This is a genomic window from Pseudomonas sp. QD4, assembly GCF_049199125.1.
GTDB lineage: Bacteria > Pseudomonadota > Gammaproteobacteria > Pseudomonadales > Pseudomonadaceae > Aquipseudomonas.
This window is the reverse complement of record NZ_JBLZOM010000005.1, coordinates 343,433-359,032: the sequence shown is the minus strand read 5'-3', so window position 1 is coordinate 359,032 and position 15,600 is coordinate 343,433. Positions and strand designations below refer to the sequence as shown.

Annotated in this window: 13 protein-coding genes; 3 read left to right on the top strand and 10 right to left on the bottom strand. The window is 62.3% G+C overall.

The annotated features are described in order from the left end of the window. Window positions 1–14 precede the first annotated feature (14 nt). The 10 genes from ACOZJV_RS27230 to ACOZJV_RS27185 all read right to left on the bottom strand — a co-directional run bounded on the left by ACOZJV_RS27230 (window position 15) and on the right by ACOZJV_RS27185 (window position 12,921). Window positions 15–635 (bottom strand): TetR/AcrR family transcriptional regulator, encoded by a 621-nt coding sequence (locus ACOZJV_RS27230; RefSeq protein ID WP_078469440.1) that lies wholly within the window; start codon window positions 633–635, stop codon window positions 15–17. Between the two features lie 61 nt (window positions 636–696). Then, complete coding sequence (gene phaC, locus ACOZJV_RS27225; RefSeq protein WP_201129117.1) at window positions 697–2,379, bottom strand: class II poly(R)-hydroxyalkanoic acid synthase; 1,683 nt, start codon at window positions 2,377–2,379, stop codon at window positions 697–699. A gap of 107 nt (window positions 2,380–2,486) precedes the next feature. Beyond that, window positions 2,487–3,344 carry a poly(3-hydroxyalkanoate) depolymerase gene (phaZ, locus tag ACOZJV_RS27220; protein ID WP_078469442.1) on the bottom strand — a complete coding sequence of 286 codons (858 nt, stop codon included), beginning with the start codon at window positions 3,342–3,344 and terminating at the stop codon, window positions 2,487–2,489. 137 nt (window positions 3,345–3,481) lie between these two features. Continuing rightward, window positions 3,482–5,161: a class II poly(R)-hydroxyalkanoic acid synthase gene (gene phaC / locus ACOZJV_RS27215; protein ID WP_078469443.1), complete on the bottom strand. Its 1,680-nt coding sequence runs from the start codon at window positions 5,159–5,161 to the stop codon at window positions 3,482–3,484. Window positions 5,162–5,420: 259 nt separating this feature from the next. Beyond that, window positions 5,421–5,798 (bottom strand): gamma-butyrobetaine hydroxylase-like domain-containing protein, encoded by a 378-nt coding sequence (locus tag ACOZJV_RS27210; protein WP_078469444.1) that lies wholly within the window; start codon window positions 5,796–5,798, stop codon window positions 5,421–5,423. An 80-nt stretch (window positions 5,799–5,878) separates the two neighbouring features. Next, window positions 5,879–7,216 (bottom strand): ATP-dependent protease ATPase subunit HslU, encoded by a 1,338-nt coding sequence (hslU, locus tag ACOZJV_RS27205; RefSeq protein ID WP_020299468.1) that lies wholly within the window; start codon window positions 7,214–7,216, stop codon window positions 5,879–5,881. 57 nt (window positions 7,217–7,273) lie between these two features. Next, a complete protein-coding gene (gene hslV, locus ACOZJV_RS27200) occupies window positions 7,274–7,804 on the bottom strand; it encodes an ATP-dependent protease subunit HslV (RefSeq protein ID WP_020299467.1) in 531 nt (176 codons plus the stop codon). A gap of 305 nt (window positions 7,805–8,109) precedes the next feature. Continuing rightward, on the bottom strand, window positions 8,110–8,808 hold the full coding sequence (locus ACOZJV_RS27195) for an SPOR domain-containing protein (RefSeq protein WP_078469445.1): 699 nt from the start codon (window positions 8,806–8,808) through the stop codon (window positions 8,110–8,112). Window position 8,809: 1 nt separating this feature from the next. Beyond that, window positions 8,810–10,546, bottom strand: a complete 1,737-nt coding sequence (gene argS, locus ACOZJV_RS27190; RefSeq protein WP_078469446.1) for an arginine--tRNA ligase — start codon at window positions 10,544–10,546, stop codon at window positions 8,810–8,812. 155 nt (window positions 10,547–10,701) lie between these two features. Beyond that, window positions 10,702–12,921 carry a primosomal protein N' gene (locus ACOZJV_RS27185; RefSeq protein ID WP_078469447.1) on the bottom strand — a complete coding sequence of 740 codons (2,220 nt, stop codon included), beginning with the start codon at window positions 12,919–12,921 and terminating at the stop codon, window positions 10,702–10,704. 168 nt (window positions 12,922–13,089) lie between these two features. Between ACOZJV_RS27185 and rpmE the strand changes: the two genes are divergently transcribed. From rpmE to ACOZJV_RS27170, 3 genes are all read left to right on the top strand, one after another. Further along, complete coding sequence (rpmE, locus tag ACOZJV_RS27180) at window positions 13,090–13,311, top strand: 50S ribosomal protein L31 (RefSeq protein ID WP_011058815.1); 222 nt, start codon at window positions 13,090–13,092, stop codon at window positions 13,309–13,311. Between the two features lie 41 nt (window positions 13,312–13,352). Continuing rightward, window positions 13,353–14,132, top strand: coding sequence for a thermonuclease family protein (locus tag ACOZJV_RS27175; protein WP_421548908.1), 780 nt, complete (start codon window positions 13,353–13,355; stop codon window positions 14,130–14,132). A gap of 187 nt (window positions 14,133–14,319) precedes the next feature. Further along, the gene (locus tag ACOZJV_RS27170; protein ID WP_078469449.1) at window positions 14,320–15,588 is read left to right on the top strand and encodes a malic enzyme-like NAD(P)-binding protein; all 1,269 of its coding nucleotides are present in this window, start codon (window positions 14,320–14,322) and stop codon (window positions 15,586–15,588) included. Window positions 15,589–15,600: the final 12 nt, after the last annotated feature.

Here is a 15,600-nt window from a genome sequence, read left to right as displayed (position 1 = left end):
CTGCCGACAGTGGCTTATTCGTGCTGGTCCAGATACTGGCGTGCCATCTGTTCGGTTGCCATCTTGGCCGGCGGCAGCAAGTGCGGCGCCACCAGCATCATGATCTGGTACACCACCAGCCGCACCTCGCCTTCGCGGTCGAGGATTCGCTGGTAGTCCAGGGAAAACAGCAAGGTCATGGTGATCTGTTCCACCAGTTGGCCCAGGGCCTGGGTGTCGCTGACCAATTGACCGGCCGCCTTGAGTCGGGCCAGCAAGGACGCCAGGGTGCGTTTGAGGGCATTGAGCAGGTTGCGAATGCCCCTGGCCAGTTTCGGCAGGCGACCGGCCAGGTTCGACAGGTCCTGGAACAGGAAGCGGTAGTGCGCCAGGCGCTCGACGATCAGGTGCAAAAACAGCCAATAGTCTTCTGGAGCCAGCAACGCGTCGGCGGGCGGGTCCAGCAAGGGGGTCAGCTCGTTCTGGAAGCGCTCGAACAGGCCCAGGATCAACGGCTCCTTGCCGTGGAAATGGTAGTAGAGGTTGCCGGGGCTGATCCCCATTTCATTGGCAACTTCCATGGTCGAGACATTGGGTTCGCCCTTTTGGTTGAACAATTGCAGGGCACATTCGAGGATCCGGTCGCGGGTTTTCATCCAGTCTTCTTGATTGTTCCGTCAGGCCACGGCCCGCTGGCGGGCGTGGCGCCAGGGTTGTTCAGCGTACGTGCACGTAAGTGCCGGGTGCCGCTTCCATGGGTGGATAGTTCTGGTTGCCGAGGGTCATCTGGGTTTCGCGCTGGACGCCGGAACGCTCCTGAATCCAGCCCAGCCACTGAGTCCACCAACTGCCATCGACGTGCTTGGCGTCGTAGTACCAGGCGCGCGGGTCGCTGCTGAGCTTGGGGTTTTCAACGTAGTTGGCCTTGGGGTTGCTCGGCGGGTTGAGGATGCTCTGCACGTGGCCGCTGTTGGACAGCACGAAGCGCCGCTCGCCGCCCAGCAGCAGGGTCGAGCGATACACCGCGTCCCAGGGCGTGATGTGATCGTTGATCCCGGCCACGCTGAAGCTGTCGACATTGACCTTCTGCAGGTCGATCGGTGTGCCGCATACCTCCAGGCCCCCGGCATGGCTCAACGGGTTGTGCTTGAAGAAGTCCAGCAGGTCGCCGTGCAGCGCGGCCGGCAGGCGGGTGTTGTCGTTATTCCAGTAGAGGATGTCGAAAGCCGGTGGCTCTTTGCCCAGCAGGTAGTTGTTGACCCAGTAATTCCAGATCAGGTCGTTGGGGCGCATCCAGGCGAAGACTTTGGCCATGTCCCGGCCGTCCAGCACCCCTTGCTGATAGGAGCGGCGCTTGGCGGCTTCCAGGGTCTGTTCGTCGGCGAACAGGGTTGCCGGGCTGTCCATCTGGCTGTCGAGCAGGCTGACCAGGTAGCTGGCGCTGGACACCCGGCGCAATTGGCGCTTGGCCTGCAAGTGGCCTTGCAGGGCAGCGATGGTCAGGCCACCGGCGCAGGCGCCCATCAGGTTCACTTCGCGGCTGCCGGTGATCGCCCGGCACACATTCATCGCCTCTTCGGCTGCTTCGATGTAGCTTGAAAGCCCCCATTCTCGGTGGCGGATATCCGGGTTGCGCCAACTGATCATGAAGGTCTGCAAGCCGTTTTTCAGGGCGAACTGGACGAAGCTGTTGGCCGGGCTGAGGTCGAAAATGTAGTACTTGTTGATTTGCGGCGGCACGATCAGCAAGGGCTTGGCGTATTGTTTCTCGCTCATCGGCTTGTACTGGATCAGCTCCAGCAGCTCGTTGCGAAACACCACCGAGCCTGGAGTGGTGGCCAGGGTCTTGCCGATCTCGAAAGCCTGTTTGGTGACCTGGCTGGGCAGGCCGTTGTTGTGCAACAGGTCGTCCACCAGATGGCCAAGACCGCGAACCACGCTGTTGCCGCCGGAGTTGAACAGCTCCTTGATCGCCAGCGGGTTGAGCAAGGTGTTGGAGGGGGCGATGGCGTCATTGAGCAAGGTGAAGGCGAAATGCGCGCGGGCGCGGTCGTCGTCGTTCATGCCACTGTCGTCGATCCAGTTCCTGGTCTGCTTTTGCCAACTCAGGTAAGCCTGCAGGCTGCGCCGATAGAAGGGGTTCAGGCTCCAGGTCGGGTCGGCGAACCGACTGTCCTGGGGGTTGGGTTTGTGCAGGGTCTCGCCCAGCAGTACCCGACCCCATTGGCCGCCCAGGGCCAGGGCGTGCCGGGCGCTGTGCAGGGGGTTGCGCAGGCCGTGAGCGGCCACGTTGCGCAGCGTCGACAACAGATCTCGACCGCGCAGGCCGGTGATCGCGCTTTGAGCATTGATAAACGCGGCGGGCGTCGTCAACGAGCCTGTCGCTGGTTTTTCTCGCATGAGTCAACACTCCTTCGTCACCATCAACAAGCACACCAATCCAAGACAGACAACATAGTCGGTCCCGGGCCAACTTGCGCGCGAAGTCCTGTTCGACGTGCGCCTTCTCACGTACCGCTGAAAGGCGTCGGGTGCGGATGCATCACGGCCCGCTGCCGCTCCTCCTGGAGAAACTTCATGATGATCGGTGCAACCGCTTCGGCCCGGGTGATCAGAAACAGATGGCCGTCGTCGATGATGTGCAACTGAGCATTGGGGATGCGCCACGCGAGCAGGCGCATATTGATCAGCGGGATCAGCGGGTCGTCGTCACCGGCCAGCACCAGGGTCGGCTGATGGATCTTGTGCAGCCAGTGGATGCTGGTCCAGCCCATGCCGGCGAACAATTGCCAGTAGTAGCCCAGTTTGCCCGCCGAGCGCACCTTGGCCGCGTGTTCTGCGGCCAGGGACGGATCGCGACGAAAGGCGCCGCCATAGATCATCGGCGCGATGCGAATCACGTGGGAGGGCTGAATGTAGCGCCGTGGACTGGCCATCATCCACAGCACCTTGGGCTTGCCCGGGACCATGAAGGCGCCGGCGGCGGTAGCGGCCAGCACCAGCTTCTTGCAGCGCTCGGGATAGTCGTAGGCGAACTGCTGGGCCAGGGCGCCGCCCCACGACACGCCCACCGCATTGACCTGGCCATAGTCGAGGTAATCGAGCATGCGCGCGGTGAGCTTGGCCAGGCCGGGAAAGCGGTAAGGGTGGCTGGGCGTCGAGGAACCGCCGACGCCTGGCACATCGAACGCGATGACTTCCAGGTCCGGGTCCAGGGCCTGGACGAACGGAAACACCAGCTCCAGGTTGGCGCCGATGCCGTTGAAAATCAGCAGCGGGGTCAAGTGAGGCTTGCCTGGGCGTACGGCGGTGCGGATGGTCTGTCCATCCAGATCGACGGTACGAAATATGAACGGTTGAGGCATGCCTGGACCCTGTGAATTAAACCGCCGGAGCCGCCATCGTGGCTGAATCCGGATGACCCGAGGTGGGTATCCGCCTCGTCGAAAAGTAAGGCTGACGGCACCTCCAGGTGCCGGGTTGGTCATTGCCGGCGGACGGTTTACCGCTCGTGGACATAGGTGCCGGGTGCGGCTTCGGCGGCGGCGAACTTCTTGTTGCCCAGGGCGGTCGGCGACGCTTTCAGCTTGCCCGAGCGCTCGGCCTGCCAGGCCTGCCAGTGCAGCCACCAGGAGTCAGTGTGCTTGGTGGAGTTTTCCTGCCAGTCGTCGGCTTTGTCGGTCATCCCGGTGCCGGTCATGTAACGCGACTTGGGGTTGCCCGGTGGGTTGAGAATGCTCTGGATATGGCCGCTGCTGGACAGCACGAACTCGACATTGCCGCCAAACAGCTGGGCAGACTTGTAGCAGGACTTCCACGGCGTGATGTGATCGTTGGTGCCGGCCAGGGAGAAGATGTCGGCGGTGACTTGTTTCAGATCGATCGGCGTGCCGCACACTTCCAGTGCATTGGGTCGGATCAGTGGGTTGTTTTTGAACATCTCGATCAGGTCGCCGTGGAATGCCGCCGGCAGCCGGGTCGTGTCGTTGTTCCAGAACAGGATGTCGAACACCGGCGGCTCGTTGCCCAGCAGGTAGTTATTGACCCAGTAATTCCAGATCAGGTCGTTGGGACGCATCCAGGCGAAGACTTTTGCCATGTCGCGCCCTTCCAGGACACCGGCCTGGTAGGAGTGGCGCTTGGCCGCCTCCAGCGTCTGCTCGTCGACAAACAACGCCACATCGCTGTCCAGGGTGGTGTCGAGCACGCTCACCAGCAAGGTCAGGGCGTTGACCTTCTTCTCACCGATCGCGGCGTAGTGCCCGAGCAGGGCGGTGCAGGTAATGCCGCCGGAGCAGGCGCCGAGCATGTTCACGTCTTTGCTGCCGGTGATCGCGGTGACCACATCGACCGCTTCCTTGAGCGCCTCGATATAGGTCGACAGGCCCCACTCGCGCTGGGCCTTGGTCGGGTTGCGCCAACTGATGATAAAGGTCTGCACATTGTTGCGCAGGCAGAAGCGCGCCAGGCTTTTGTCCGGGCTGAGGTCGAAGACATAGAACTTGTTGATCTGCGGCGGCACCACCAGCAGCGGGCGCTCGTGCACCTGTTCGGTGATCGGGCGGTATTGGATCAATTCCAGCACGTCGTTGCGAAACACCACCGCACCTTCGCTGGTGCCCAGGTTCTTGCCGACCTCGAAGGCGTCCATGTTGACCTGGCTGGGCATGCCGCCGTTGTGCACCAGGTCCTTGGCCAGATGGGACAGGCCGTCGAGCAGACTCTTGCCGCCGGTTTCGAAGAAGCGCTTGACCGCCGCCGGGTTGGCCGCACTGTTGGTCGGGGCCATGGCTTCGGTCATCAGGTTGATCACGAAATGCCCGCGGCTGATGTCTTTGGGCGAGAGGTTACTGTCGTCGATCCAGTCGTGGAGCTCCTTGCGCCACGCCAGGTAGGTTTGCAGGTAACGCTTGTAGAGCGGATTCTGGCTCCAGGCCGGATCATTGAAGCGGCGGTCATCGCCAGCCGGTTGCAATTGCGATTTGCCGAACAGTACGTTTTTCAGTTCAAGACCGAAATGGGTGACGTGCTTGACACTGTGCAGCGGTTGTTTGATGGCCTGGGTGAGCACCATGCGAGCAGAGCCAAGAAGATCCTTTCGACGCAAGCCAATGACCGGATTTAGCCCCAGGGTGTTTTCCGAGGCTTGGGCTTTCAGGTCATCGTTATTCTTGTTACTCATCTACGACGCTCCATTGTCCTGAGACGAGTACCAGACCTGCTGTGTAGTCACACAGCAAAGATGCCAGGTACTACTGCTCGGGTGACCGTTGATTCCACATCGCTGCTTTGTTGCTGCACAAAGCATTGCAGGGAACTTGCCAGCTCCATTGGTTACCCGAGTTTAATTTTTTTCGCAAGCAGGCCAATGCATGGCACTGCGGCCAAGCATTCAAACAGATGAAATTAGAAAATGCGTTCTAATCAGTTGGAGGCTTGAGTTAGAGCATCAGCTTGACGATCGACTCGCTCGGATCGCGGGATTTTCCAGCCGCTTTGAGCTCGGCCAAATAATCGTTCCACAGCGTGTCCTGGCGCACAGCCAGCTGGTACAGGTAGTCCCAGGTGAACAGGCCGCTGTCATGACCGTCGTCGAAGGTCAATTTCAGTGCGTACTGGCCGGCCGGTTCGACCTTGGTCAGGCCGACGTTGATCTTGCCCCATTGCAGGATGGGTTTGCCGTGGCCCTGGACCTCGGCGGAAGGAGAGTGCACGCGCAACAGCTCCGCGGGCAGGTGATAGACCTCGTCCGGCCCATAGGTCAGGGTCAGGGTTTTCGAGGCTTTATGCAGGTTGATGGCAGTCGGGAGTTTGGTCATGGGGGGCAGCTTAAAGCTGCGAGCTGCAAGCCACAAGATGACCGGGGTCAACTTGCAGCTTGGCGCTCCTCACGGGTCGCTTAAAGAATGTAGCGCGACAGGTCTTCGTTCTGCGCCAATTCGCCGAGGTGGCTGTTGACGTAGGCGGCGTCGATGCGGATCGGCTCTTCGCCATGGGCGCTGGCCAGGTCACCGGCGCTGAACGACACCTCTTCGAGCAGACGCTCGAGCAGGGTGTGCAGGCGGCGCGCACCGATGTTCTCGGTCTTCTCGTTGACCTGCCAGGCGATTTCCGCCAGGCGCTTGATGCCGTCGGGCAGGAACTCGATGGCCAGGCCTTCGGTTTTCAGCAACTCGCGATACTGCTCGGTCAACGAAGCATGGGGCTCGCTGAGGATGCGCTCGAAGTCGCCAGGGGTCAGGGCCTTGAGTTCGACGCGGATCGGCAGTCGGCCTTGCAACTCGGGGACCAGGTCGCTCGGTTTGCTCAAGTGGAAAGCACCGGAGGCGATGAACAGTATGTGGTCGGTCTTGACCATGCCCAGTTTGGTATTGACCGTGCAGCCTTCGATCAACGGCAGCAGGTCGCGCTGTACGCCTTCCCGGGAGACGTCGACGCCGCCCGAGTTGCCGCGCTTGGCGACCTTGTCGATTTCGTCGATGAACACGATGCCGTGCTGCTCGACCGCTTCCAGGGCCTTGGCTTTCAATTCTTCATCATTGACCAGGCGCCCGGCTTCTTCGTCGCGCACCAGCTTCAGCGCTTCCTTGACCTTGAGCTTGCGGTTCTTGCGCTTGCCCTTGCCCATGTTGGCGAACAGGCTTTGCAGCTGGTTGGTCATTTCTTCCATGCCCGGTGGCGCGGAGATATCGACGCCGGCGCTTTCCGCCACTTCGATCTCGATCTCCTTGTCATCCAGTTGCCCTTCGCGCAGGCGCTTGCGGAACAGCTGGCGGGTGTTGGAGTCCTGGGCGGGAGCGTCGTCGCTGCTGAAACCCATGCGTGCCGGAGGCAGCAGGGCGTCGAGAATGCGCTCTTCGGCAGCATCTTCGGCGCGATGGCGAACCTTGATGATTTCCTGCTCGCGAAACAGCTTGATCGCGGCATCGGCCAGGTCACGAATGATCGACTCGACATCGCGGCCGACGTAGCCGACTTCGGTGAACTTGGTCGCTTCGACCTTGATGAACGGTGCATTGGCCAGCTTGGCCAGGCGGCGGGCGATTTCGGTCTTGCCGACGCCGGTCGGGCCGATCATCAGGATGTTCTTGGGGGTTACTTCAACGCGCAGCTCTTCCGGCAGTTGCATCCGGCGCCAGCGGTTACGCAGGGCGATGGCGACGGCGCGCTTGGCATCGTCCTGGCCGATGATATGGCGGTTGAGTTCGTGGACGATTTCGCGGGGAGTCATGGACATAGTAGTTGGCGGTCCTCAAGCAAGAATAAATACCGTGGCCCTGGGCCTGTAGCGGATTTATTCCGCGAGATCCTGCTCCTCAATGGTGATGTTGTGGTTGGTGAATACGCAGATATCGCCGGCGATGCCGAGGGCGGTTTCAACGATTTCCCGGGCCGACAGGTCGGTTTTCTTCAGCAGGGCGCTGGCTGCGGCCTGGGCGAAGGCGCCGCCGGAACCCATGGCGATCAGGCCGTCTTCGGGTTCGACCACGTCACCGTTGCCGGTGATGATCAGGGAAGCGTCCTTGTTGGCCACGGCGAGCATGGCTTCCAGGCGGCTCAGGGAACGGTCGGTACGCCACTCCTTGGCCAGCTCGACAGCGGCGCGGACCAGATGGCCCTGGTGTTTTTCCAACTGGCCTTCGAAGCGCTCGAACAGGGTGAAGGCGTCAGCGGTGGCACCGGCGAAGCCGGCAATGACTTCACCGTGGTACAGGCGGCGCACTTTTTTGGCGTTGCCTTTCATCACGGTATTGCCCAGAGAAACCTGGCCGTCGCCGCCCATGACGACTTTGCCGTGGCGGCGAACTGAAACGATGGTGGTCAAGGGAGAGTCTCCACGCTGCGGGGCGAAAATGCCCTGATGGAAACTCATATGGGGGTGGTGAGAGGTTTTTCAACCGTGGGGCGGGGATAGAGACGAGCGGTGAGACGGGTCTAATGTCACAGAGTGTGACTTGCCAGACAGCGCAGCCGCACGTTGTAGCCGCTGCCGCAGGCGGGAGGGACTGCGTGGCTTTCACTGATGCTCCAGCGGCGGTCCTGATGGCCAGCGCTGCTTCGTGTCTCGGCAGTGGCTACGGGCGAATACGGTGGTGAGGGTATTGAGCCATACCCCCGCCACGGATTGGCTTAGCGGCTTTGGCGCTGTTGCAGCAGCAGGTTGCTGAAGCCGGCGCCGGCCAGTTGTTTCTGTGCGGTGGTCAGTTGCTCGCGGTTGCTGAACGGACCGACCAGCACCCGATACCAGGTCTCGTCCTTGACCGTGCCCGACTCCACGGCCACCGACTGCCCGAGCAGGATGATCTGTGCGCGCACCTTGTCGGCGTCGGCTTCCTTGCGGAACGAGCCCGCCTGCAGGAAGAACTTGGTGACCGCTGCGGCCTTGGCCACGGGCGGTGGCGGCGGCGGGGTGATGCCGGCCAGCGCCGCCTGGGCGCGGGCGGTGTCGATCTTCGCCGCTTCGGCTGGGGTGACCGGAGTGGTGGGAGTGGTCTGCGGCGTCGGCAGGGTTTTCTCCGGCACGGCCTCAGGCGGCACTATCACTTCCGATTCCGGCAGCAGGGTGTAGAAGTCGTATTTCGGCTTCACTGGTTGCTGCGGGCTCGGCGGGGTCTTGTTGGCCTCGGCGATCTTGCTGGCCTTTTGCTGTTCCAGCTTTTCCCGTTTGACGTTGTCGCCCTTGCCTGGCTCCAGCTTCATCAGGAACACGATAAACGCGCCGACGGTCAGGCCGATGGCTAGCCACAGCCAGCCCGGGATCGGTTTCTTCGCAGGAGCTTGGTAACGGCTGGCGCCACGCTTGGGTGCAGGTTTTTTCTTGGCAGCCAACTTACATGCGCTCCAGAGTTTCCAGACCCAGCAGTTCCAGGCCTTGCTTGAGTGTGCGGCCGGTCAGTGCGGCGAGGCGCAAGCGGCTCTGCATCTGAGCCGGAGTTTCGGCGTTCAGGATCGGGCAGTTCTCGTAGAAGCTGGAGAACAGGCCGGCCACATCGTACAGGTAGGTGCAGAGAATGTGCGGCGTGCCTTTTTCGCCAACGCTGTTGAGCACTTCACCGAACTGCGCCAGCTTGGCCGCCAGTTCCTGCTCGTGAGCGGCTTCGAGCACGATCTGCCCTTCGACCTGGCTGAAGTCCTTGCCCAGCTTGCGGAATACGCCAGCGACACGGGTGTAGGCGTACAGCAGGTAAGGCGCGGTGTTGCCTTCGAAATTGAGCATCAGGTCGAAGTTGAAGCTGTAGTCGCTGGTGCGGTGTTTGGACAAGTCGGCGTATTTGACTGCGCCAATACCCACCACGCGGGCGATGTTGCGCAGTTCGTTCTCGGCCAGTTCCGGGTTCTTTTCCTTGACCAGGGTGTAGGCGCGCTCGCGGGCTTCGGTCAGCAGGTCGATCAGCTTCACGGTGCCGCCGTCACGGGTCTTGAATGGACGGCCGTCAGCGCCGTTCATGGTGCCGAAGCCCATGTGCTCCATTTCCATCGGGTGGGTCACGAAGCCGGCCTTGCGTGCTACCGCGAACACCTGCTGGAAGTGCAGGGCCTGGCGCTGGTCGACGAAATACAGCGCGCGGTCGGCCTTGAGCACGCCGCTGCGGTAACGCACGGCGGCCAGGTCGGTGGTGGCGTAGAGGTAGCCGCCGTCGGCCTTGACGATGATCACCGGCAGCGGCTCGCCATCAGCGTCCTTGAACTCGTCGAGGAACACGCACTGGGCGCCTTTGCTCTCGACCAGCATGCCCTTGGCCTTGAGGTCATTGACCACGTTGATCAGGTCGTCGTTGTAGGCGCTTTCGCCCATCACGTCGGCCATGGTCAGTTTGACGTTGAGCAGTTCGTAGATCTTCTGGCAGTGGGACAGCGAGATGTCCTTGAACTTGGTCCACAGCGCCAGGCAGTCCGGGTCGCCGGCTTGCAGCTTGACCACCAGCCCACGGGCGCGGTCGGCGAACTCCGCAGACTCGTCGAAGCGCTGCTTGGCGGCGCGGTAGAAGTTTTCCAGGTCCGACAGCTCTTCGCTGGTGATCGGGTTTTCCTGCAGGTAGGCCATCAGCATGCCGAACTGGGTGCCCCAGTCGCCAACGTGGTTCTGGCGGATCACGGTATCGCCGAGGAACTCCAGGACCCGCGCCACGCCGTCGCCGATGATGGTCGAACGCAGGTGGCCAACGTGCATTTCCTTGGCCAGGTTTGGCGCCGAGAGGTCGACCACCGTGCGTTGTACCGGGCCAGCCTTGCGTACGCCAACCTGCTCATCGGCCAGGGCCGCATCCAGCCGGCTGGCCAGGGCCTGGGTGTTCTGGAAGAAGTTGATGAAGCCTGGGCCGGCAATTTCGGCCTTGGTCACACTGTCATCGGCCGGCAGCGCGGCGATGATTTTTTCCGCCAGGTCTCGCGGTTTCATGCCGGCCGGCTTGGCCAGCATCATGGCGATATTGCTGGCGAAATCGCCGTGGGTCTTGTCGCGTGTGTTTTCTACCTGGATCGCCGGCGTCAGGCCTTCTGGCAACACACCGTCGTTGACGAGTTGGGTGATGGCTTGCTGGATGAGCTGGCGAATGGTGTCTTTCATGGTCTTCTCTTTCGACCGCAGGCGCGGCGGCGCTTCGATGCGCAGGTGGAAAAACTGGGCATTATCCGTTGCCGGGGCAGGCTTGCCAACCTTCGCACGCCCCGGACGGACGATTAACCGGTGCTGGGGGAGCAAGCTCCCGCGCCACAGGCTTATCAATATAGATCGACGGGATCCACATCCAGCGACCAGCGCACCTGGCGCCCGCTGGGCATCTGCTCCAGCACCAGCAGCCAACTGCTCAGCAGGCGGTGCAGGGGCGCGCGGGCGTTGGCCTGCAGCAGCAGCTGCGCGCGATAACGCCCGGCACGGCGCTCCATCGGCGCCGGTACCGGGCCCAACAGCTCGATGCCGCCCAGGTTGTGCTCGGCGAGCAGGCGTTCGGCTTCGCTGCAGGCTTCATCGAGAAACCCCTCGGCCTGCCCCGGTTTGTGGGCTTCGGCCCGCAGCAGCGCCAGGTGCGCAAAGGGCGGTAGTCCGGCGGCGCGGCGCTCGCTCAGGGCCTGTTCGGCAAAGGCGAAATAACCCTGTTCGGTCAGTTGCACCAGCAATGGGTGGTCGGCGAGGTGGGTCTGGATGATCACCTTGCCCGGCTCCTCGGCGCGTCCGGCACGGCCGGCGACCTGGACGATCAACTGGGCCATGCGTTCGCTGGCGCGGAAGTCGCCGGAAAACAGCCCGCCGTCAGCATCCAGGATCGACACCAGGGTCACCCGGGGGAAGTGATGGCCCTTTGCGAGCATCTGCGTGCCCACCAGGATGCACGGGTGGCCCTTCTGGATGGTGGCGAACAACTGGTTCATCGCGTCCTTGCGCGAGGTGCTGTCGCGATCCACCCGCAGCACCGGGAAATCGGGAAACAGAATCCCCAGGCGCTCCTCGGCGCGCTCGGTGCCGGCGCCCACCGGACGCAAATCGACCTTGCCGCACTGCGGGCAGTGCCGCGGAACCCGCTCGACATGGCCGCAATGGTGGCAGCGCAGTTCTCCGGAGCGCTGGTGCACGGTCATCCGCGCATCGCAGCGGTTGCATTCGGACATCCAGCCGCAGTCGTGGCACAGCAGGGTCGGCGCAAAGCCGCGGCGGTTGAGAAACACCAGCACCTGCTGGCCGGCGGCAAGCGTCTGGCCGATGGCCTGCTGCATCGGCCCGGAGATGCCGCTGTCCAGAGGGCGGCTTTTGACGTCGAGGCGCAAAAAGCGCGGTTGCTTGGCGCCGCCGGCGCGCTCGGTCAGGCGCAGCAGGCCATAACGGCCGGTGTAGGCGTTGTGCAGGCTTTCCAGGGACGGCGTGGCGGAGCCGAGGACGATCGGAATGTTTTCCTGGCGCGCGCGCACCAGGGCCAGATCGCGGGCGTGGTAGCGCAGGCCTTCCTGCTGTTTATAGGAGCCGTCGTGTTCTTCATCGATGATGATCAGCCCGGGGTTCTTCATCGGCGTGAACAGCGCCGAGCGGGTGCCGATAATAATGTCGGCATCGCCGTCCCGCGCCGCCAGCCAGGCGTCCAGGCGTTCGCGGTCATTGACGGCCGAGTGCAGCAGGGCGATGCGTGCATTGAAGCGCTGTTCGAAACGCGCCAGGGTCTGGGGCCCGAGGTTGATCTCCGGGATCAGCACCAGGGCCTGCTTGCCGGCTTCCAGGGTTTCGCGGATCAGTTGCAGGTAGACCTCGGTCTTGCCGCTGCCGGTAACGCCTGCTAGTAGAAACGCGTGGTAGCTGTCGAAACCCGCGCGGATGGCCTCGTAGGCGGCGCGCTGCTCATGGTTGAGGGGCAGTTCCGGCTGCGCCAGCCAGTGTTCATGGCGCGCTTCGGGGGCGTGCTTGCGGATCTCGACCTGGACCAGCTCCTTGGCCAGCAGCAGGTCGAGGCTGTCCTTGCTCAGCATCAACTTGCTCAGCAACTGATGGGCGACGCCGTGGGGGTGCTGGGCCAGGGTCGCCAGGGCTTCCCGCTGGCGTGGCGCGCGGGCGATACGCGGATCGTCCAGCTTGGCGCCGGGGCTGACCGACCAGAAGCGCTCCTGGCGCGCCTCGGCCAACTCGCCCTGGCGCAGCAGCACCGGCAGTGCCCAGCTCAGGGTGTCGCCGAGGCTGTGCTGGTAATACTGCGAGGTCCACAGGCACAGCTTGAACAGCGCGGGCGGCAGCGGCGGGGTGGCGTCGAGCAGGGCGAGGGCCGGTTTGAGTTTCTCGGCGGGGACTTCGCTGCTGTCGGCGATCTCCACCAGGATGCCGATCATCTCCCGGCGACCAAAGGGCACTCGCAGGCGCATGCCCGGGTGCAACTGGGCTCGCAGGACGCCGGCCGGGGCACGGTAGTCGAACAGGCGGCGCAGGGGCGAAGGCAGGGCGAGGCGCAAGATGGCGTCGGGCACGCGGGGAAATCTCATGAACGGGCGGTAAAGAAGGCCCGGAGCCTAGCAGACGACCGGTGTAAGGGACAGCTTGCGTGATTGACGCGCTCTGGTAGAATCCGCGGCCTAATTACGTGCGGTATTCAACAATAGTGTTGGGTGGCGGCACGCTAGCCTGAGGAAGACACCATGAAAGCCGATATCCATCCAGTATACGAAGCCATTACCGCTACTTGCAGCTGCGGTAACGTCATCGAAACTCGCTCCACCCTGGCCAAGCCTCTGAGCCTGGACGTTTGCAACGAGTGCCACCCGTTCTACACCGGTAAGCAAAAAACTCTGGACGTTGGCGGCCGTGTCGACAAGTTCAAGTCGCGCTTCGGTGCTTTCGGCGCAACGAAAAAAGCCTAAGGCTGATCGTTCTGGAAAGCCAATACGGCCTTTCCTCGCTGATGAAAAAGGCGTCCCTGGTGGGCGCCTTTTTTGTGTCTGCGATTTGGCTGACAGCCGCCCAGGCATTTTGCCCAACCCCCAGCGGCCTGACGCCGGCCGTGGTGCAGCGCGTGGTCGATGGCGACACCCTGCGCCTGAAAGACGGTCGCAGCGTGCGCCTGATCGGCCTCAATGCGCCCGAGCTGGCGCGCCAAGGTCGTCCTGCCGAGCCTTTCGCGGCGGCGGCGCGTGCGCGTTTGCAGGCGTTGGTCAAGCAAGGCGCAGGGCGAGTGGGCTTGCGGCTCGGGGCCGAGACCAGGGACCGTTACGGCCGGACCCTGGCCTACGTCTACGGTGCCGATGGCAGTAACCTGGCCGCGCGTTTGCTGGCCGAGGGCCTGGCCTATCAGATTGCGATTGCGCCCAACGTCGCCCTGGCGTCCTGCCAGCGGGCTGCCGAAGACAGCGCGCGCCAGGCTCGGTTGGGCCTGTGGCGCCAGGCATCTGTACTGAAAGCGCAGCAGATCAGGGCCTCGGGCTTTGCCGTGCTCAGTGGGCGTGTGAGCAAGGTGCAACGCAATCGCGGTGGGGTTTGGATTGAGTTGCAGGGTTCGGTTGTATTGCACATTGCGCCCAAACTGCTGGCGAATTTCGATGCTTCGCTGCTGGATCGCCTCCAGGGTCGGGAAATCGAGGCGCGGGGCTGGGTCGTGGATCGCGCGCGAAAAGCACCGGTCAAGCCTGGTCAGGCTCGCTGGATGTTGCCGCTGACCGACCCAACGATGCTCGGAATGTTCTGATAAATAAAAATTGTAGACATTTTTTATTTGGATTGTGAACAGTTGTAGGCCTTGTGTTCCGTGGCTCTTGGGCCAAAGTCGTATGCCAGGGCCCTTGACAGGGGTGACTGGTCAGTCTTGTAGGGACTTTGCGACACGCGTATCCTCGGCGGTCCGTCTGTCCAACAGTAAAAAGCGGAATGCCCACATGTCTGATTTGAAAACTGCCGCTCTCGAATATCATGCCCATCCTCGTCCAGGAAAGCTGAGTGTCGAGCTCACCAAGGCCACTGCTACCGCTCGCGACCTGTCGCTGGCCTACAGCCCCGGCGTAGCCGAACCAGTACGCGAAATCGCCCGCGATCCTGAACTGGCCTACAAATACACCGGCAAGGGCAACCTGGTTGCAGTCATTTCCGATGGCACCGCGATTCTCGGCCTGGGTAACCTCGGTCCATTGGCTTCCAAGCCAGTGATGGAAGGCAAGGGCGTGCTGTTCAAGCGTTTCGCCGGCATTGACGTGTTCGACATCGAAGTCGACTCCGAAAGCCCGCAAGCCTTCATCGACACCGTCAAGCGTATCTCCATCACCTTCGGTGGCATCAACCTGGAAGACATCAAGGCACCTGAGTGCTTTGAGATCGAACGTGCTCTGATCGAGCAGTGCGACATTCCGGTATTCCACGATGACCAGCACGGCACCGCGATCGTTACTGCGGCCGGCATGATCAACGCCCTGGAAATCGCTGGCAAAACCCTGCCTGAAGCGAAAATCGTCTGCCTCGGTGCAGGCGCTGCGGCCATCTCCTGCATGAAGTTGCTGGTGAGCATGGGCGCCAATATCGAAAACATCTTCATGGTTGACCGTACCGGCGTGATCCACTCCGGCCGTGACGACCTGAACCAGTACAAGGCGGTGTTCGCCCACGCTACCGACAAGCGCAGCCTGGCTGATGCCCTGCAAGGCGCTGACGTGTTCGTTGGCCTGTCCGGCCCGAACCTGCTGAGCGCTGAAGGCCTGAAGTCGATGGCCGCCAACCCGATCGTGTTCGCGTGCTCGAACCCGGATCCGGAAATCGCTCCTGAGCTGGCCCACGCCACTCGTGACGACGTGATCATGGCCACCGGTCGTTCCGACTACCCGAACCAGGTCAACAACGTACTGGGCTTCCCGTTCATCTTCCGTGGTGCCCTGGACGTTCGCGCCAAGCGCATCAACGAAGAAATGAAAGTCGCCGCAGCCAACGCCCTGCGTGAACTGGCCAAACTGCCAGTGCCACAGGAAGTCTGCGACGCCTACGGCGGCATCAAGCTGGAATTCGGTCGTGAGTACATCATCCCGAAACCAATGGACGCCCGCCTGATCACCGTGATCTCCGATGCCGTGGCCAAGGCCGCGATCGAGACTGGCGTAGCGACCCTGCCGTATCCGAAGAACTACCCGCTGAAAAGCGTGGATGACGTGTTCAACGGTTAACAGCAGCCCATA

Excerpts from the sequence above, each read along its gene's own strand:
- ACOZJV_RS27230 (WP_078469440.1), bottom strand. The coding sequence starts at position 635 with ATGAAAACCCGCGACCGGATCCTCGAATGTGCCCTGCAATTGTTCAAC.
- phaC (WP_201129117.1), bottom strand. The coding sequence starts at position 2,379 with ATGCGAGAAAAACCAGCGACAGGCTCGTTGACGACGCCCGCCGCGTTT.
- phaZ (WP_078469442.1), bottom strand. The coding sequence starts at position 3,344 with ATGCCTCAACCGTTCATATTTCGTACCGTCGATCTGGATGGACAGACC.
- phaC (WP_078469443.1), bottom strand. The coding sequence starts at position 5,161 with ATGAGTAACAAGAATAACGATGACCTGAAAGCCCAAGCCTCGGAAAAC.
- ACOZJV_RS27210 (WP_078469444.1), bottom strand. The coding sequence starts at position 5,798 with ATGACCAAACTCCCGACTGCCATCAACCTGCATAAAGCCTCGAAAACC.
- hslU (WP_020299468.1), bottom strand. The coding sequence starts at position 7,216 with ATGTCCATGACTCCCCGCGAAATCGTCCACGAACTCAACCGCCATATC.
- argS (WP_078469446.1), bottom strand. The coding sequence starts at position 10,546 with ATGAAAGACACCATTCGCCAGCTCATCCAGCAAGCCATCACCCAACTC.
- rpmE (WP_011058815.1), top strand. The coding sequence starts at position 13,090 with ATGAAAGCCGATATCCATCCAGTATACGAAGCCATTACCGCTACTTGC.
- ACOZJV_RS27175 (WP_421548908.1), top strand. The coding sequence starts at position 13,353 with ATGAAAAAGGCGTCCCTGGTGGGCGCCTTTTTTGTGTCTGCGATTTGG.
- ACOZJV_RS27170 (WP_078469449.1), top strand. The coding sequence starts at position 14,320 with ATGTCTGATTTGAAAACTGCCGCTCTCGAATATCATGCCCATCCTCGT.